The organism is Ruegeria sp. HKCCD7221, from assembly GCF_013031225.1.
Lineage (GTDB): Bacteria > Pseudomonadota > Alphaproteobacteria > Rhodobacterales > Rhodobacteraceae > Ruegeria.
In genome coordinates, this window is the sequence record NZ_WPZE01000004.1 from 416,020 (window position 1) to 432,715 (window position 16,696).

A 16,696-nucleotide genomic window follows, 5' to 3' on the forward strand; every position below is an offset into this window, starting at 1 on the left:
ACATGACCCGATTTGATGGCTGAGGAAAAGCCCCGGATGAACACACCTGCACATCTTTTGATCGGGGCTGCTGCCTTTGCCAATCCTCCTCGTGGGCGGATTTTGTGGGCTGCTTTGCTAGGCTCTGCGCTGCCGGACGTGTCGCTTTACCTGATGGCCGGGGTGTCTTTGTTCGTTTTGGGGATTCCTGAGCAGGTGGTTTTCGGTCAGCTTTATTATTCCACGGAATGGCAGACCGTATTCGCCATCGACAACTCATTTGTTGTTTGGGGACTGGCGCTATTGGCTGGGGTCTGGCTCCGCATCAGGCCGCTAATCGTTGGCGCGTCGGCTGGCTTGCTGCATTTGTTACTGGACTTTCTATTGCATGCCGGGGACGGGCGGCCCCAGTTCTGGCCATTCAGCTCGTGGGTCTTTGACGGCCCAGTCAGTTATTGGGACAGCGCGCACCACGCCTATTGGGTGGCACCTGTGTCACTGACAGTGTGCGCGGTGTCTTATCTGTTACTGTGGCGGCGGGGCATGGCATGGTCGGCGAAGGTGTTCTTTGTCATGATGCTGTGCGCCGAGGTTTGGGTTGCGCGACAGTGGTTGCTGTTTTTCTGACGCAACGCTTGGGGCAAACGAAAAGCGCGCTCCAGTGGCAGGAGCGCGCTTTTTCATTCGGCCAGAAGTTTTGATCAGGCTGCTTCTGCCTGTTGTGCGGCGTTGCGACGCTCGCTCTCTTCACGCGACAGGGCGACCGAGGTGCGTACACCACGGCCAACGAACTCCATCAGTCCGCTGACAACGCGTTCGTTCGGGTCAATCCCTGCACAAGACAGGACCTCGCGACCATCGCGCGAGCGGGCCCACCGAGCGATCTGTTCGGGGCCATTGCCGTACTTTTTATCGTCGGCGATTGCGTCATCCAGTGCAGCCAACACAACGGCTGCGAAAAGTTTACGAGCACGGTTGCCTTGCTCATTGTTAAAGGCGGTGCCGTCAACGAAATCTCTCATCTCGTCTTCCTTGTTGTTCTTGCTCTTGCATTTTCGGCGTGACGGTCCTTATGACCGATTAAGTGCGATTCGGATACACCTAATATGCATAGTTGCGTTGCGTCATTTGCATGGCTTGCTGCAGCTGCAGCACAAGGTCTCGTTGTCTTGCCAGGTGCAGCCACGCCAGATATAGGGAGCGCAACTTACGCATCAACCGTTTGTGAAGGATTTATGTCATGCCCAAGATAAATGGGAACGAAATTCGCCCCGGCAATGTGCTTGAGCATAATGACGGTCTGTGGGCAGCCGTAAAAGTCGATCATGTAAAGCCCGGAAAAGGCGGTGCTTTTGCGCAAGTCGAATTGCGCAACCTGCGGAATGGGTCAAAATTGAACGAACGGTTCCGTTCGGCGGATAAAGTTGAACGCGTGCGGCTAGAGCAGAAGGACCAGCAGTTCCTGTACGAATCTGACGGTATGCTGGTGTTCATGGACTCTGAGACCTACGAACAGATCGAACTGCCTGCCGAGCTGCTGGGCGAGCGCCGCCCGTTTCTGCAGGACGGCATGACCATCGTGGTCGAGTTCTACGAATCCGAGGCGCTAAACGCCACGTTGCCCCAGAAAGTGACCTGCAAGATCGTCGAGACCGAGCCGGTCGTCAAAGGTCAGACCGCTGCGAACTCGTTCAAACCGGCGATTCTGGACAATGGCGTTAAGGTCATGGTGCCGCCGTTCATCGGACAGGATGAGATGATCGTCGTGAACACCGAAACCATGGAATATTCCGAGCGCGCCTAAACGGTTGCCTTGATGGGAATGAAAATGACCGCGACGGCAGGGGCCGCGCGGTCTTTTTTTATCTTAACCTTCTTGGGTTCCGATATTGTTCAGGATTGGGGCCGAACAATTCCAGCATCAACTCGTACTTGATGCGATTGGCGCTGACTTGCCGGTAGAACGCGATCAGAAAGGCGGTTGGTCCTTGGATGCGGCTTAAGCCGCTGGTAGCGGCGACCACAGTGCCCACATCCGTTTTGCCCTGTAAAACGAGATAACCGCCCAGCATCAGAACGCCGACGGTGCCCGCGCCGTTGATGACGCTAAGCAGGAACTTGGCGGACAGTTTCCACAAAAACATACGTCGCCGTGTCTCAAAGATTTCGTCGAACTGCGCTTCGATGTCTCGTGCGACGGCGTCGATATCTTCGACCGTCAGCTTGTCGGTCGCGCTGCGCAGGATATGGACGCGCTCGGCCACAAACGTGTTCACTTTGCGCTGCGAGATCAGAACGATGACGATCTGCGGCACAATCATCGAAAATGCAATCAGGCCAAGTCCTGGCTGCGTCGATGAAATATACCCGATCACACTGATCAGAGTTCCCACTTGCACTACCGGATCCGAAAACGCCCCGCCCGCAAACTTGCCCAGCTCTTCGGCTTCGGCCGAGATGGCGGTGGTCATTGTTCCCTTGCGGACGGTTCCGCCGGTTTCACCCAGATCCGATGAGCGCAATAGCAGCCGCTGCCGGATCATGCGGATCATGTCTTCGCCCAGTGTGCCAGCCCGAAAGCCCAGCAGCCATTTCAGAGCGAGACTCAGCAGGATCACGGACATCATGCCGCCTCCGAGATAGATCAGGTGATCCGTGTCGACGTTATCCTCGGTCAGGTGGTTGACGATGTCGCGCTGAAACTCCAGCGGCACAGCAGCCAGACCCGCGATGGCTATGGATAAAATAATAAGGATAATCTGACGCCCGGCACTGGCACGCCAGATCGCTCTGTATAGTTTGAACATTTGTTTTTCCGGTTCTTGAACCTGCGCACAGTGTGGCAGCGCCTTTGGGCGTGTTCAAACTATACCTCAAAAACCGTGGGTTACGCCGTGCTGGATTGGCAACAATCAAATCTCAACGGAGATAGGGACCCCGTCAGCGGTTAAATCGCCTTTGGCGCGGTCCAGTCTAAGATATGCGATGCCCCGACCATCAGACTGGGTAAACAGCGTGCCTGCGGGTTTCCCATCGGACAGAATTTCCGCCCCGACCGGGGCCGCGCCGCCGACCCGGACGCTGCGCAGACCCTTGCGCAACTCGGTCTTGTGTTTCATACGCGCGGTGACTTCCTGCCCGACATAGCAGCCCTTTTTGAAGTCGACACCGTTCAAGACCTCGAAACCGGATTCAAGGATATAGCTGTCAGGTGTCAGTTCGATTGCAGTCTCGGGAATGCAGTGACGCACGCGGATCGCGTCCCAATCGGTGCCGTCGTCGCCCTCGGCGCTTTCCGAGTAGATGCGCCAGCCCATTTCGGGATGACGGGGATCCGACAGCGCGCCTTGGGGGGCAGGGCCCGTGCCGCGTTGAAGGTTCAGGCCGCTATCTTCGATCGTGACATCGGCCCGCAGCTTGTACATGTTCAATCGCTTGACGAGACCGTCAGCCAGTTCCTCTGCCACGTCCAGAAGAACGGTCTCTCCGTCCCGCAGCAGAAAGAAATCTGCCAGATACTTGCCCTGAGGTGTCAGCAGCGCGGCGTAGACGATCCCGTGTTCCATCCCGGCGATGTCATTTGTCACCAGTCCTTGCAGGAAACTGTCAGTGTCCGCGCCGCCAAAGCGCAGGATGCGGCGATTGGGCATGTTACGTCCTCGTCTTTTCCCTGAGCCACGTGATATAGGAGTTCACGCCGACAAGACCAGAGGGTTTCAATCATGCCAGCGCCGATCAGCATAGTCATCCCTACGCTGAATGCGGCGGACAGCCTTCCTGAAACGCTGCAGGCTTTGATGGAGGGGCTGCATACCGGACTAATCCGGGAACTGATTGTCTCTGATGGTGGCTCTACCGATTCTACGTTGGAAATTGCCGATGACGCCGGGGCCGAGATTGTGACCGGTGCTGCGTCACGCGGGGGACAACTGCAGCGCGGATGCGCATTGGCCAAGGCTGAATGGTTATTGGTTTTGCACGCGGATACCGTCTTGCAAGAAGGGTGGAGCAAGGCCGTGGGTGATCACTTGCGGACCGGCGGCCCGGCTGCCTTTCGTCTTGCTTTCCGCGCTGCGGGGTTTGCGCCTGCGTGGGTTGCGGGTTGGGCCAATTTGCGCAGCCGCCTGTTTCGGTTGCCGTATGGCGATCAGGGGCTTTTGATCAGGCGCAAGGCTTACATGGATGCAGGGGGATACCCGGACCAGCCATTAATGGAGGATGTTGCGCTGGCGCGTCGGCTGCGGGGTATAACCCTGTTACCTGTTCGTGCCTTCACAAGTGCGGATCGGTATCAGAGGGTGGGGTGGGCCCGTCGGGGTGCGCGGAACTTGTGGACACTGACGCGGTATTTTCTGGGTGGTGATCCCGAACGGCTGGCTCAGTCATACCGGCGCTGAGGCTTGTGCGCAGTTCAACGATCGACTTACCCAGCCGAAACGGGGCCGCGAAACTAACCAGACAGAGGGCGACGATCTGGAGCACCAGAATATGTGCATTGGCCTGCAGGTATTCCCATTCGTCCTTTAGCTTCCCAACCTGCGCGATCAGATCGTCATAACTCTGGGCAAGAATGACATAGTCCCCGGCGATTGCCGGAACTTTTCGGCGCATGTTGTCGATTGCAGCCTGCGTTTCTTCGTCGAGTGACGTGAAAACCAGAAACTGATCTAAGTCGAAGGATTCAACCTTTGAGGCCATTGCCCGCATATCGTCCTGCTCGGCCTTTGCGCCTTGTCCGAACAGGAAATGCAGGCCCTGAAGCGGCGCGACCTCGTTGGTGAAGGCGATAAACAACGGAAGCTCGGAATTACTGGCGGTGGACGCCGACAGGAACTCCACCTTGTCGCACAAAACCCCGATATCTTTGTCGTAGGCGGGGTCGCAAAAGCGCAGCCGGAACCGTGCGGCATCCCGGTCGAACGCAAGCGTTGCGGCATAAGCCACGTCAATCTGCCGGTCCAGCCGCGAACTGTCCGAGGTGTACAACCCCGCAAGAACAGCAACCAAGGCACCGATTCCGCCCAGAACAACCCAAACGAGATCAGCCAGTTTCCACGCACGGTGGCCAGCAGGTTTACGGAACAGAAACCCGGTTCCAACCGATCCAATCAGAAAGAATAGGATTAACAGGGGCAGTTGATTGTCGGCAATAAACGTCATGCATACAAAGTGACGACGCGTTCACGACGTGGCAACACTCTTCACGGGCTGTTGTTCTTTTTGTCGGATCAGAAATCAAGAGCCAGAGCTTTGGCCAAACTTCCGAAATAGCTTGGTGCGGTCAAAGGCTTGCTCCAATTCGTCAGTGCGTTCCTTGACCGAATCCCAAAGCCGCTCCTGCACTTCAGCGATGGCGCATTCCATCAACGCAAGGATCGAAGCCATCGAGTCCCAGGCCGAAGGCACGGCAATCCGGGCCGCAAACGTGTGCCTGGCGAGCCGGTGAATAGGCGAGCGCCACTGGTCGGTGAACAGCACAATCTCGGCCTCGCGTTCCTGGCAAAGCTGTCCGATCAACATGGTCGCGTTCTCGTACCTGCGCACGTCCAGCGCAACCAGAACGTCATTTTTTCGAACATCCAGCAGATCATGCGTCCACGAGGCCGCAACGGGCAGCAACCGGACGTCGGGCCGGATCATTTGCAAGTGCAGATAGAGGTACTGCGCCAAGGTGCCCGTTATTCGCCCCCCGGTGATGAAAATCCGCCGATCCGGGTCCGATAACAGGTTGCAAAAGCTATCGAATTCGCCGGGATCAACTTCGTCTATCGTACGCTTCTGGTTGGCAAGGGACTGCTGGGAATAGCGATTCAGGATGTGTTCTTCGGGCAGGTCATTCTGCCAGACGTCGCGCTTGGCGACGGGCCCCGAGATCATCTCTTTCACCTCGCCGCGCAAGGCGGCCTGAAACTGAGGGTAGCCGTCAAACCCGGTTTTTTGCAGCATCCGCGCGACCGTGGTGGTCGAGACCGAGGCGGTGCTGGCCAATTCGGTGATGCTGCCCAGCCCGGCCATCGGGTAATCATCCAGCAGAACACTGACGAGTTGCCGTTCAGAAGGGGTCATCTTGTCCCGATGGGCCAGCAGCCTGTCCGTCACCCGCACTGAACGATCCTCCTGTATGCGACAGGCGCATAATGTGAACAATTTTTCATCAAGATCAAGCGTGGAAAAATTTATACAGGAAAATTATTGACAGGAGATTGCCGAGTGTGGAAATTTTTCCACAACGATCACGCATGGAATCGCAGGGCTTAGAATTGGACTTCGGAAAAGTCGTTCACACGGATTTGGCAGACGATGCGCCTTCGGTGGCGCTGGTTTGTGAGCACGCGTCCAATCGAATCCCTGTATGTCTTGGGGGCATGGGATTGGAGACAGATGCGTTGCAAAGCCATATCGCCTGGGATCCCGGCGCATTGGCTGTGGCAAAGCTGATGGCAGTGCGCATGTCGGCCCCCTTGGTTTATGGCGGTGTTTCGCGTCTGGTTTACGACTGCAATCGCCCGCCCGAAGCCGCCGGGGCCATGCCGGTAAGAAGTGAGAACTGGGACATTCCGGCCAATGCGAACCTGTCTTCGCAAGAGCGTAAAGCGCGTATCGAGGGGGTTTATGAGCCGTTTCGTGCATCCCTGTCGGATGTGTTGGACCAGTATCGGCGCTCGCTAGAGTTGATGGTCACTGTTCACAGCTTCACGCCCATTTATCTTGGCAAAAAGCGTAAGGTGGAACTGGGTATCCTGCACGGAGAGGATGACCGGTTCGCGACCTCAATGATGGCCCAACAGCCAGCCCAGAACCCATACGTCACCCGTTTGAACGAGCCCTATTCGGCCGTCGATGGTGTTGCGCATACACTGGACGCGCAGGCCGCGCCGCGCGGGTTGCTGAACGTAATGATCGAAATCCGCAACGACCTGATCGAAACGCCTGAACAGCAATCGGCTGTGGCTGACGCGCTGGTTCCGTGGATCGTAAGTGCCTTGTCGGGCATCAAAAAGAAGGTGGCGATGTGATCCGGGTCATGAGCTCATATGTCCGCTTCGTCGATGCGATCAACTATAGGATCGGGCGGGTGATGATGTGGGGCCTGTTCGTGATGATGGGAATCCTGCTGTGGTCTTCGATCTCGAAGACGTTTTTCTTGCCGTCGCTGTGGACGCTGGAAATGGCACAGTTCGCGATGGTGACCTACTACATCATGGGCGGGCCATATTCGATTCAACTGGGGTCGAACGTGCGGATGGACCTGTTCTATCACAATTGGAGCCACACGAAAAAGGCGTGGTTCGACGCCTTCACCGTTTTGCTGCTGATCTTGTATCTGGGCGTGCTGTTTTACGGCGGGCTGGGATCAACCGCCTATAGCCTTGGCTATTGGGGGGATTCGCCGATCTCGTACTTCACCGGCCTGCTGACCGGAAGTGAAGAGATCGGGCGCCTTGAAAGATCCTCGACCGCATGGCGACCTTATATATGGCCCGTCAAGGCGATCATGGTGTTCGGCTTCTTCCTGATGCTGCTGCAGGCGATATCGGAATTCTTCAAAGACATGGCCCGGATCAACGGGCAGGAAATCGGGGTTCGTCGGGCATGAGCCAGGAATACATCGCCATTTTCATGTTCGCGTCGATGATGCTGATGCTGTTCACAGGTCAGCGCGTCTTTGGCGCGATCGGCGCGGTCGCTACTGTCGCTGCGCTCGCCCTGTGGGGAACGGGCGGGCAGGACATAACATTCTCGGCCGCGATGAAGCTGATGAAGTGGTATCCGCTGCTGACCCTGCCGATGTTCATTTTCATGGGCTATGTTCTGTCGGAAAGCCGTCTGGCCGATGACCTGTATCGGATGTTCCATGTGTGGATGGGGCCGGTGAATGGTGGGTTGGCGATCGGCACGATTGGCCTGATGGTTCTGGTTTCGGCCATGAACGGTCTCAGCGTCGCGGGGATGGCCATTGGCGCAACCATTGCGCTGCCGGAACTGCTGCGGCGGGGCTATGACAAGACAATGGTGACGGGTGTTATTCAAGCCGGGTCCAGTCTGGGCATTCTGGTGCCGCCCTCGGTTGTGCTGGTGCTTTATGCGATGATCGCGCGGCAACCGGTGGGGCAGTTATGGCTGGCCGGGATCGTGCCGGGCCTGCTGATGGCAAGCTTGTTCATCCTCTATATCTGGATCCGATGCCGTATTCAGCCCGAACTTGGCCCCGCAATGAAAGACGCGCATGAAGTGCCGAGGGCCGAGAAAATCCGCCTATTGGGCGCCGGTGCGCTACCGCTGATCATCTTTGCCGCGATGATGGTGCCGTTTGTGAACGGCTGGACTTCGCTTGTTGAAAGCTCGGCGATCGGGGCGCTGACTGCTCTGGTCGTTTCGGTTGTCAAACGGCGCATGACGTGGAAGATTTTCGAGGATTGCACCAAGCAAACGCTGGCAATCTCATGCATGTTCATGTGGATCATCCTCGCCGCCCTTGGCTTTGGCGCGGTGTTCGATGGGCTGGGCGCGGTGAAAGCCATCGACAATCTGTTCACCGATCAACTGGGCCTGTCGCCGTGGATGATCCTGATCCTGATGCAGCTCAGCTTTATCGTCATGGGCACGTTTCTGGACGACACGGCGATGCTGGTGATCGTGGCGCCGCTCTATGTGCCGCTGGTGGGGGCGTTGGGTTTTGATCTGATCTGGTATGGGGTGCTTTATACAATCACCACCCAGATCGCCTATATGACGCCGCCATTCGGTTATAACCTGTTCTTGATGCGGGCCATGGCCCCGCCTGAGATCACGCTGCGCGACATCTACCGCTCGATCTTTCCGTTTGTCGCGGTGATGGTGCTGGCGCTGACGATCATCATGATCTTCCCGGAAATCGCCCTGTGGTTGCCCGGCTATGTCTATGGAAATTAACAAGAATGCCCGTCTAAGCGGCACGAAAAACTACAACAGAGAGGAAATGACATGACAACAAGACGTAAGTTTTTGAAAACAGCCGGGGTAGGTGTTGCCGCCGCACCTCTGGCTGCGCCTGCACTGGCGCAGAGCACGATCACCTGGCGGATGCAGACTTATGCCGGTCCTGCGCTTGCCGCCCATGTGATCGACCCCGCGATCGAGATGTTCAACAAGATCGCTGGCGACCGGATGCAGATCGAGCTGTTCTATGCCGATCAGCTTGTCCCGACCGGAGAGTTGTTCCGCGCCATGCAGAAGGGCACGATTGATGCGGTTCAGTCCGACGATGACTCGATGGCGTCGCCCACCGAAGTCACCGTGTTCGGCGGCTATTTCCCGTTTGCGTCGCGCTATTCGCTGGACGTGCCGGTGCTGTTCAACCAGTACGGCCTGAACGAGATCTGGGACGAGGAATATTCCAAGGTCGGCGTCAAGCATATCAGCGCCGGTGCATGGGACCCCTGCCACTTTGCCACCAAAGACCCGATTAACAGCCTGGCCGACCTACAAGGCAAGCGCGTCTTTACCTTCCCGACAGCGGGCCGCTTCCTAAGCCAGTTTGGTGTCGTGCCGGTGACCCTGCCTTGGGAAGACATCGAAGTCGCCGTGCAGACCGGCGAGTTGGACGGCATCGCATGGTCTGGCATCACCGAGGATTACACTGTCGGTTGGGCGGATGTGACCAATTACTTCCTGACCAACAACATCTCGGGCGCATGGGCGGGATCGTTCTTTGCAAATATGGATCGCTGGAACGAGCTGCCCGAAGACCTGCAGACCTTGTTCCGCGTCTGCTGTGACCAGTCGCACTACTACCGTCAGTGGTGGTATTGGGGTGGCGAGGCCAGCCTGCGCGTCAACGGCGATAAGATGCAGCTGACCTCGATCCCGGATGAAGAATGGGCGACGGTTGAAGAAGCGGCCGTTGCCTTCTGGGATGAAATCGCAGCCGAGTCCGAGACCAAGGCGAAGGTCGTCGAGATCTTCAAGCAGTATAACGCCGACATGCTCAAGGCCGGGCGGCCTTATCGTTACGGCTAAAATCCAAGCGACTACGGCGCGCGGCCTCGGTCGCGTGCCGGTATTGAACCACTGGAACCCCTGTCCCCAATGCTAGGCTTGCCTCCGAAACAGACAAGAACGCTCCGGTCACGCTTTGGCGTGAACCGAGTCCGAGGGGTATAGGCAAATGGCAATCGCCGGGTTCCTGATCGAGATTTTTGCGGCAACCATGTTGTTGCTTTTTGCGGTGCGGCTGGTCCGCACGGGCATCGAACGGCGCTTTGGTGCGTTGTTTCAGTCGCTGTTGACGCGCCATTCAAACGTATTTGTTGCAGGTGGGGCCGGTATGGTTCTGGCCACGATCCTGCAAAGCTCGGCCGCGGTGACGGTATTGCTGACCGGTTTTGCGGCGGCTGGCATGGTCAGCTTTGGCATCGCATTGGCCGGGGTGCTGGGTGCGGATCTGGGGGCTGCGCTGGTCATTCAGGTTTTGTCTTACGATCTTGGCTGGCTGCAACCCGTTTTGCTGGCGCTTGGTGGCTGGCTTTACCTCAAATCCGATCGCGCCAATGTGCGGCTGATCGGGCGCATTGTTCTTGGCATTGCGTTCATTCTGGTCTCATTGCAGTTCCTGCGGGATGCGGTTGATCCGATCCGCGAAAGCGCCTTTTTGCCCGCGATCGCGGGCTATCTGGAAAGCGACTATTTCAGCGCCTTCATCGTGGGCGCTGTTTTGGCCTTTGTTATGCACAGTTCCGTGGCGACGATCCTGATGTGCGTAACACTGGTTCAGGTCGGAGCAATCCCCTTTGCGGCTGGTCTTTCGCTGGTGCTTGGGGCCAATCTGGGTTCGGCCTTCATTCCCATCTGGCTGACGCGCGACCTGCCAATTTCAGCGAGGCGCATTCCGCTGGCCAACTTGCTGCTGCGCGGCAGTGCGGCGCTGGTGATGCTGATCGCGGTTAACGTGACCGGCGCGCATCAGGCGCTTATGGTGACCGGGGCAGGGCAGTCGTTGATCCTGGCCCATATCGGGTTCAATTTTGCCATATTCGTGCTGGCCACAGGGTTCGTAAATTGGTTGGAGCGCCCGATGACGCTGTTGCTTATCCAATCCTCTATCAAAGCGGGCAGGTGCTGGAGACACGTTTGGTGATGGAAATGGAAAACGAAGCGGTCGAAGACTAGGGCCGCGGGACAGAGTTTGGGGCGATAGCCTCAGAAAATAACAAAGGATGAACGGGATGGGCAATGACGCACGTTTGGACGATCTGAAAGCCAAGGTCGAAGCCGGTGAGGTTGATACCGTACTGGTCTGCATGGTCGACATGCAGGGCCGTCTGATGGGCAAACGGTTTCACGCGGGCCATTTCGTGGCTGGTGCGTGGGAAGAGACCCATTGTTGCAACTACCTGCTGGCGACAGACCTCGAGATGGCGACCCCCGATGGCTATGCCGCCACAAGTTGGGAACGCGGCTATGGCGATTACGTGATGAAGCCCGACCTGAGCACTCTGCGCCCGGTGCCGTGGCTTGAGGGCACTGCTATGGTGATGTGCGATGTGCTGGATCACCACACGCATGAGGAAGTACCCCATGCGCCTCGGTCCATTCTGAAAAAGCAGGTGAACCGGCTGAAGGCTATGGGCTATGACGCAATGTGCGCCACCGAGTTGGAGTTCTTTCTGTTCGAGAAGAGCTTTGACCAGATCCGCAAGGAAGGCTTCCGCGATCTGGAGCCGATCTCGGGCTATAACGAAGACTATCACATCCTGCAGACCACCAAGGAAGAGCATGTGATGCGCCCGATCCGCAATCATCTTTGGAATGCGGGAATTCCGGTTGAGAACTCGAAAGGTGAGGCCGAGACCGGTCAGGAAGAGCTGAACATCAAATACGCACCTGCGATGGACACGGCCGAGTATCACTCGATTGCCAAGAACGCGGTGAAAGAGATCGCATGGCAGCATGGTCATGCGGCGACGTTCCTGCCCAAATGGCATCATGAGAAAGTGGGCAGTTCGTCCCATGTGCATCAGTCGCTTTGGGCGGATGGGCAACCGGCGTTTTTCGATAAGTCGGATGCGCTGGGCATGTCGGCTCTGATGAAAAGCTACATGGCTGGATTGTTGAAATACGCGGCCGATTACACCTATTTCATGGCACCGTACGTTAACAGCTATAAGCGGTTCATGAAGGGCACCTTTGCGCCTACACGGATCATCTGGTCGGTGGACAATCGCACCGCGGGGTTCCGTTTGTGTGGGGATGGCACCAAGGCGGTACGGGTAGAGTGCCGTATTCCGGGTTCGGACATGAACCCTTATCTGGCTATGGCAGGGATGCTGGCCGCTGGGATTGCCGGGATTGAAGAGGGGCTGGAGTTGCAGCCTCCGACGCAGGGAGACGTCTATCAGGGCGAAACGGGTATGATCCCCGGCAATCTGCGTGCGGCGCGGGATGCGTTGTATGGGTCAGCCATGTTGCGGGCTGCCATGGGCGACGAGGTGGTCGATCATTATTCCCGTGCGGCAGAGGTCGAGGTTGAAGAATTCGAGCGTGTGGTGACCGATTGGGAAATCGCGCGCGGGTTTGAGCGGGCTTGAGACGGGTTGGCTGGGGGCTCTGCCCCCAGACCCCCGGGATATTTTTGGCCAGATGAAGCAGGGGATCCTGCTTCTTTCGGAAATGGAGTGAAGATGGGGCAGATGTTGAAATGTGTCTCGCCGATTGATGGATCGGTTTATGCAGAGCGTGAAGTGCTGTCGGCTGAGGCGGCGTTTGAGGCTGCTGCGCTGGCGCGGGCGGCACAGGCGGATTGGGCGGCACGTCCGTTGCAGGAGCGGACCCGCCTTGTGATGGCAGGCGTGGCTGCTGTGGGTGCGATGAATGATGAGATCGTGCCTGAGCTTGCGCATATGATGGGTCGCCCCGTGCGCTATGGCGGTGAGTTTGGTGGGTTCAATGAGCGTGCCAGCCATATGGCCGAGATTGCCGAGGTTTCGCTGGCTGATATCGCGGTGGGTGAGGATGAGACCTTTAAGCGCTATATAAAGCGTACCCCGCATGGGGTCGTTTTTGTAGTGGCGCCCTGGAACTATCCTTACATGACGGCGATCAACACGGTCGCGCCTGCGTTGATTGCGGGCAATGCGGTGGTGTTGAAACATGCCACGCAGACTTTGTTGGTGGGTGAGCGGATGACGCAGGCATTTCATGCAGCGGGCGTGCCGCAGGATGTGTTTCAGAACGTGTTTCTCAGCCATGACGTGACCAATGATCTGATCGCTGGCAAGGCGTTTGATTTCGTAAACTTTACCGGCTCGGTCGCAGGCGGACAGGCGATGGAACGCGCGGCGGCGGGCACCTTTACTGGCGTTGGTACCGAGTTGGGTGGCAAGGATCCGGGCTATGTCATGGAGGATGCCGATCTGGATGCGGCCGTGGATACGTTGATCGACGGGGCGATGTTTAACTCGGGCCAGTGTTGTTGCGGGATTGAACGGATTTATGTGCATGAGAGCCTTTACGATGCGTTTGTCGCCAAGGCGGTTGGGGTCGTGAACGGCTATAAGCTGGGCAACCCGCTGGATGCCGAGACGACGATTGGTCCGATGGCCAATGTCCGCTTTGCCGATGAGGTGCGCGCGCAGATTGCCGAAGCGGTCGCGGCGGGTGCGGTGGCCCATATCGAGACCTTCGCCGAGGATGATGGCGGGGCCTACCTGACCCCGCAGATCCTGACCAATGTCACCCATGATATGCGTGTGATGCGGGACGAAAGCTTTGGCCCGGTGGTGGGCATCATGAAAGTCTCGTCCGACGAAGAAGCCATCGCGCTGATGAATGACAGCGAGTTTGGCCTGACCGCCAGCCTCTGGACCCGCAATGTGGATCGTGCTGCGCGGGTGGGCGATCAGATCGAAACTGGCACCGTGTTCATGAACCGGGCCGATTATCTGGACCCGGGCCTGTGCTGGACCGGTTGCAAGAATACCGGGCGCGGAGGGGGATTGTCGGTTATCGGCTATCACAACCTCACACGCCCCAAATCCTACCATCTGAAAAAGGTGACATCATGAGCCTTGTTGGAAACTGGTCCTATCCGACCGCGATCAAGTTCGGCGCTGGCCGGATCAACGAATTGCCCGAAGCTTGCGCGGCTGCCGGGATGAAACGCCCTTTGCTGGTGACTGACAAGGGGCTAGCCGATCTGCCGATCACGATGGCGACGTTGGATATCCTTGAGGCTGCGGGACTGGGCCGCGGTCTGTTCAGCGACGTTGACCCGAACCCCAATGAAAAGAACCTCGAAGCCGGGGTTGCCGCCTATAATGCGGGCGGCCATGACGGCGTGATTGCCTTTGGCGGTGGCTCGGGGCTGGATCTGGGCAAAATGGTTGCGTTCACGTGCGGCCAGACTCGTCCGGTGTGGGATTATGAGGATATAGGCGACTGGTGGACCCGTGCTGATGCCGATGCCATCGCGCCGATCATCGCCGTGCCGACCACGGCTGGGACGGGGTCCGAGGTGGGGCGCGCAAGCGTCATCACCAATTCGGAAACACATGTCAAAAAGATCATCTTCCACCCGAAAGTGCTGCCGACGGTCGTGATCTGCGACCCCGAGCTGACCGTGGGTATGCCCAAGTTCATCACCGCAGGCACCGGTCTGGATGCATTCGCCCATTGTGTCGAGGCGTTCTCGAGCCCGCATTACCACCCCATGTCCCAAGGCATCGCGCTGGAGGGGATGCGGCTGGTTAAGGACTACCTGCCGCGTGCCTATAAAGATGGCTCCGATATCGAAGCGCGCGCCCAGATGATGAGCGCGGCGGCGATGGGGGCGACGGCGTTTCAAAAGGGCCTTGGCGCGATACACGCGATGAGCCACCCGATTGGCGCGGTGTTCAACACCCATCACGGCACCACGAACGCCGTTTGTATGCCGGCCGTTCTGGACCTTAACGCCCCCGCCATCGCCGACCGTTTCCAGCAGGCCGCGGCCTATCTGGGCATCGAGGGCGGCTTTGACGGCTTCCGCGCCTTTGTGCAGGAGTTCAACGACAGCTTCGCCATCCCGCGCAAACTGTCCGATCTGGGTGTGACCGAAGCGTCGATCCCCGCGTTGGTCAAAGGCGCGATCATCGACCCGTCCTGCGGCGGCAACCCGATTGAATTGACCGAAGACAACCTGACCGCGTTGTTCAAAGCAGCGCTGTAACAGGCTTGCAGACACGCTACCTCACCTCGCATACTGTGTGCAGGTGAGGGAGATTTTCATGACCAAAGAGATTGTTCTGATCCACGGGGCCTTTGCCGGTCCGTGGTGTATGCAGGATTATGCGGACTTCTTCCGCGCGCGCGGCTGGACGGTTCACACCCCTGCGCTGCGCTATCATGGAGGAGACCCCAAGGCCGAGCCCGATCCCGGCCTGACCGACACCAGCGTCATGGACTACGCCGATGACATTGCGGCCTTTGTGCAGGGGCTGGACAGCAAGCCCGTGCTGCTGGGCCATGCCATCGCGGGGGTGGTGGCGCAGCAGGTGGCGTCTCGCGGGTTGGCCAGCGCCCTTGTTCTGATCAATCCGAACGCGGCCTGGGGGACGTTGCCTGAAACCGATGACGAACGCGCCGTGCCCCGCGCACTGATGGAAGGCGGGGCGTTCTGGAAGCAGCCCATGCGCGTAGATTTCGACCTTATGGCCCCCTTTGCGCTGAACAAACTGCCCAAGGCGCAGCAGCACGCGGTGTTCGATCAGCTTGGCCCCGAAAGCGGTCGGGTGATGTTCGAGATGTTCTTCTGGATGTTCGACGATCACCACGCGATGAAGGTGGACAGGGATAAGGTCGACTGCCCCGTTCTGATCGTTTCCGGCACCGAGGACCGGGCCGTGAACCCCAACACCTGTCGCTCGCTAGCCAATCTGTACGGAGAACGCGCAACCTTTCTGCCCGTAGAAAACCACGCGCATTTTCTGTTCATGGAGCCCGGCTGGGAAGGCCCGGCCGGACAGATTGCGGACTGGCTGGATCAGACGTCGGGTGTCACCGGCTGATCTGGAAGCTGCTCTGGGGTTTCCAACTGAGCGAGCCGTCGTCGTTCTTGACGCAGCGCAGCAGGTGTTCTTCGCGCGTGCTGATCGTGTCGGTCACGGTGTTGTCGCCGAAAATGACCACGAACGCGTCCATCGAATAGGCCATGCCCGCATAATAGCAGAACCGGGTCTCGGCCCCTTCCGGAATTGGCGATGCGGTGCTGAGCGTCTGCTGTGCGGTTGCTTGGCTGGCCAGCAATGCCAGCGCCAGCCCGAGGGTTGCTGTCTTCATGTCGTCCTCCCGTTCGAAAATCACTTGGTCTCATTGGGTCTTGGACGCTCGGGAACCTCAAATATCGTTCTTGGATGACGGGTTGAGCGTAAGTGTGAACGAGATCAACGGGTTAGGCAAGGGGGTGTTTGTGGGGCGTTCAGTGCCCTTTATCCATTTTTGTGTTAAGCCGCGTTTCTGCTCCGAGTGCTTGGACTGCGCACGCGCCTAAAAGTTACACTGTCATCTTGGTCGGATAAATTGAATGGGATTCACAAGAGTTTTTGACGTTGTTTTTCAGAATGGGAATTGCAAACATGGGGTGAGTGGTTTTTACATTTTGATACCGGAAGTTGAAAATGAAAAATTATACACATGGCAGCCCAGAGTTAGGCTCAGGACCCATTGATTTCCGTTTGGTTGCGTGATTCACGGGCCGAAAAAC

Annotated in this window: 17 protein-coding genes and 1 pseudogene; 12 read left to right on the forward strand and 6 right to left on the reverse strand. The window is 57.7% G+C overall.

Going from position 1 to position 16,696, the window contains the following annotated elements; translation table 11 throughout:
• Window positions 1-15 precede the first annotated feature (15 nt).
• Window positions 16-606, forward strand: coding sequence for a cobalamin biosynthesis protein CobQ (locus GOX73_RS13135; RefSeq protein ID WP_254429187.1), 591 nt, complete (start codon window positions 16-18; stop codon window positions 604-606).
• Between the two features lie 74 nt (window positions 607-680).
• Here the strand turns inward: GOX73_RS13135 and GOX73_RS13140 are convergent, their stop codons facing one another.
• Window positions 681-1,001 carry a DUF6280 family protein gene (locus GOX73_RS13140; protein WP_037310273.1) on the reverse strand — a complete coding sequence of 107 codons (321 nt, stop codon included), beginning with the start codon at window positions 999-1,001 and terminating at the stop codon, window positions 681-683.
• A gap of 218 nt (window positions 1,002-1,219) precedes the next feature.
• Between GOX73_RS13140 and efp the strand changes: the two genes are divergently transcribed.
• Entirely contained in the window at window positions 1,220-1,783 is a 564-nt protein-coding gene (gene efp, locus GOX73_RS13145) for an elongation factor P (protein WP_170325421.1), read from the forward strand.
• Between the two features lie 58 nt (window positions 1,784-1,841).
• Here efp and GOX73_RS13150 read toward each other — a convergent pair whose 3' ends face one another.
• Window positions 1,842-2,786, reverse strand: a complete 945-nt coding sequence (locus GOX73_RS13150) for an ABC transporter transmembrane domain-containing protein (protein WP_171125363.1) — start codon at window positions 2,784-2,786, stop codon at window positions 1,842-1,844.
• Between the two features lie 105 nt (window positions 2,787-2,891).
• Complete coding sequence (locus tag GOX73_RS13155) at window positions 2,892-3,629, reverse strand: folate-binding protein YgfZ (protein WP_171125360.1); 738 nt, start codon at window positions 3,627-3,629, stop codon at window positions 2,892-2,894.
• 72 nt (window positions 3,630-3,701) lie between these two features.
• On the opposite strand from GOX73_RS13155, the gene GOX73_RS13160 reads away from it, so the two are divergent.
• Entirely contained in the window at window positions 3,702-4,376 is a 675-nt protein-coding gene (locus GOX73_RS13160; protein WP_171125358.1) for a TIGR04283 family arsenosugar biosynthesis glycosyltransferase, read from the forward strand.
• Between the two features lie 7 nt (window positions 4,377-4,383).
• Here GOX73_RS13160 and GOX73_RS21050 read toward each other — a convergent pair.
• Window positions 4,384-5,139, reverse strand: a pseudogene (locus GOX73_RS21050) (hypothetical protein); the annotation flags it as partial.
• A 75-nt stretch (window positions 5,140-5,214) separates the two neighbouring features.
• Window positions 5,215-6,084 (reverse strand): MurR/RpiR family transcriptional regulator, encoded by an 870-nt coding sequence (locus GOX73_RS13170; RefSeq protein ID WP_171122060.1) that lies wholly within the window; start codon window positions 6,082-6,084, stop codon window positions 5,215-5,217.
• Window positions 6,085-6,239: 155 nt separating this feature from the next.
• Here GOX73_RS13170 and GOX73_RS13175 point away from each other — a divergent pair, with 155 nt between their 5' ends.
• From GOX73_RS13175 to GOX73_RS13215, 9 genes are all read left to right on the forward strand, one after another.
• Window positions 6,240-6,995: an N-formylglutamate amidohydrolase gene (locus GOX73_RS13175; RefSeq protein ID WP_254429188.1), complete on the forward strand. Its 756-nt coding sequence runs from the start codon at window positions 6,240-6,242 to the stop codon at window positions 6,993-6,995.
• Between the two features lie 8 nt (window positions 6,996-7,003).
• A complete protein-coding gene (locus GOX73_RS13180) occupies window positions 7,004-7,576 on the forward strand; it encodes a TRAP transporter small permease subunit (RefSeq protein ID WP_171134965.1) in 573 nt (190 codons plus the stop codon).
• Complete coding sequence (locus GOX73_RS13185) at window positions 7,573-8,892, forward strand: TRAP transporter large permease subunit (RefSeq protein ID WP_171125354.1); 1,320 nt, start codon at window positions 7,573-7,575, stop codon at window positions 8,890-8,892. The genes GOX73_RS13180 and GOX73_RS13185 overlap by 4 nt, the downstream gene beginning before the upstream one ends.
• Before the next feature lie 51 nt (window positions 8,893-8,943).
• Complete coding sequence (locus GOX73_RS13190; RefSeq protein ID WP_171122063.1) at window positions 8,944-9,978, forward strand: TRAP transporter substrate-binding protein; 1,035 nt, start codon at window positions 8,944-8,946, stop codon at window positions 9,976-9,978.
• 148 nt (window positions 9,979-10,126) lie between these two features.
• The gene (locus GOX73_RS13195; RefSeq protein WP_171125352.1) at window positions 10,127-11,095 is read left to right on the forward strand and encodes a Na/Pi symporter; all 969 of its coding nucleotides are present in this window, start codon (window positions 10,127-10,129) and stop codon (window positions 11,093-11,095) included.
• 88 nt (window positions 11,096-11,183) lie between these two features.
• Window positions 11,184-12,545 (forward strand): glutamine synthetase family protein, encoded by a 1,362-nt coding sequence (locus GOX73_RS13200; protein ID WP_171122065.1) that lies wholly within the window; start codon window positions 11,184-11,186, stop codon window positions 12,543-12,545.
• 93 nt (window positions 12,546-12,638) lie between these two features.
• On the forward strand, window positions 12,639-14,021 hold the full coding sequence (locus GOX73_RS13205) for an aldehyde dehydrogenase family protein (RefSeq protein ID WP_171125349.1): 1,383 nt from the start codon (window positions 12,639-12,641) through the stop codon (window positions 14,019-14,021).
• Window positions 14,018-15,163: an iron-containing alcohol dehydrogenase gene (locus tag GOX73_RS13210; RefSeq protein WP_171125347.1), complete on the forward strand. Its 1,146-nt coding sequence runs from the start codon at window positions 14,018-14,020 to the stop codon at window positions 15,161-15,163. Before GOX73_RS13205 ends, GOX73_RS13210 begins: the two co-directional genes overlap by 4 nt.
• A gap of 58 nt (window positions 15,164-15,221) precedes the next feature.
• Window positions 15,222-16,001, forward strand: coding sequence for an alpha/beta hydrolase (locus GOX73_RS13215; RefSeq protein WP_171125345.1), 780 nt, complete (start codon window positions 15,222-15,224; stop codon window positions 15,999-16,001).
• On the opposite strand, the gene GOX73_RS13220 is transcribed toward GOX73_RS13215, so the two are convergent.
• Window positions 15,991-16,272, reverse strand: a complete 282-nt coding sequence (locus GOX73_RS13220; RefSeq protein WP_171125343.1) for a hypothetical protein — start codon at window positions 16,270-16,272, stop codon at window positions 15,991-15,993. The genes GOX73_RS13215 and GOX73_RS13220 overlap by 11 nt on opposite strands.
• Window positions 16,273-16,696 lie beyond the last annotated feature (424 nt).

Bases quoted from the DNA above. Each gene is read 5' to 3' on its own strand.
- GOX73_RS13135 (WP_254429187.1), top strand. From the start codon at position 16: ATGGCTGAGGAAAAGCCCCGGATGAACACACCTGCACATCTTTTGATC.
- GOX73_RS13140 (WP_037310273.1), bottom strand. From the start codon at position 1,001: ATGAGAGATTTCGTTGACGGCACCGCCTTTAACAATGAGCAAGGCAAC.
- efp (WP_170325421.1), top strand. From the start codon at position 1,220: ATGCCCAAGATAAATGGGAACGAAATTCGCCCCGGCAATGTGCTTGAG.
- GOX73_RS13150 (WP_171125363.1), bottom strand. From the start codon at position 2,786: ATGTTCAAACTATACAGAGCGATCTGGCGTGCCAGTGCCGGGCGTCAG.
- GOX73_RS13155 (WP_171125360.1), bottom strand. From the start codon at position 3,629: ATGCCCAATCGCCGCATCCTGCGCTTTGGCGGCGCGGACACTGACAGT.
- GOX73_RS13160 (WP_171125358.1), top strand. From the start codon at position 3,702: ATGCCAGCGCCGATCAGCATAGTCATCCCTACGCTGAATGCGGCGGAC.
- GOX73_RS13180 (WP_171134965.1), top strand. From the start codon at position 7,004: ATGAGCTCATATGTCCGCTTCGTCGATGCGATCAACTATAGGATCGGG.
- GOX73_RS13185 (WP_171125354.1), top strand. From the start codon at position 7,573: ATGAGCCAGGAATACATCGCCATTTTCATGTTCGCGTCGATGATGCTG.
- GOX73_RS13190 (WP_171122063.1), top strand. From the start codon at position 8,944: ATGACAACAAGACGTAAGTTTTTGAAAACAGCCGGGGTAGGTGTTGCC.
- GOX73_RS13195 (WP_171125352.1), top strand. From the start codon at position 10,127: ATGGCAATCGCCGGGTTCCTGATCGAGATTTTTGCGGCAACCATGTTG.
- GOX73_RS13200 (WP_171122065.1), top strand. From the start codon at position 11,184: ATGGGCAATGACGCACGTTTGGACGATCTGAAAGCCAAGGTCGAAGCC.
- GOX73_RS13205 (WP_171125349.1), top strand. From the start codon at position 12,639: ATGGGGCAGATGTTGAAATGTGTCTCGCCGATTGATGGATCGGTTTAT.
- GOX73_RS13210 (WP_171125347.1), top strand. From the start codon at position 14,018: ATGAGCCTTGTTGGAAACTGGTCCTATCCGACCGCGATCAAGTTCGGC.
- GOX73_RS13215 (WP_171125345.1), top strand. From the start codon at position 15,222: ATGACCAAAGAGATTGTTCTGATCCACGGGGCCTTTGCCGGTCCGTGG.
- GOX73_RS13220 (WP_171125343.1), bottom strand. From the start codon at position 16,272: ATGAAGACAGCAACCCTCGGGCTGGCGCTGGCATTGCTGGCCAGCCAA.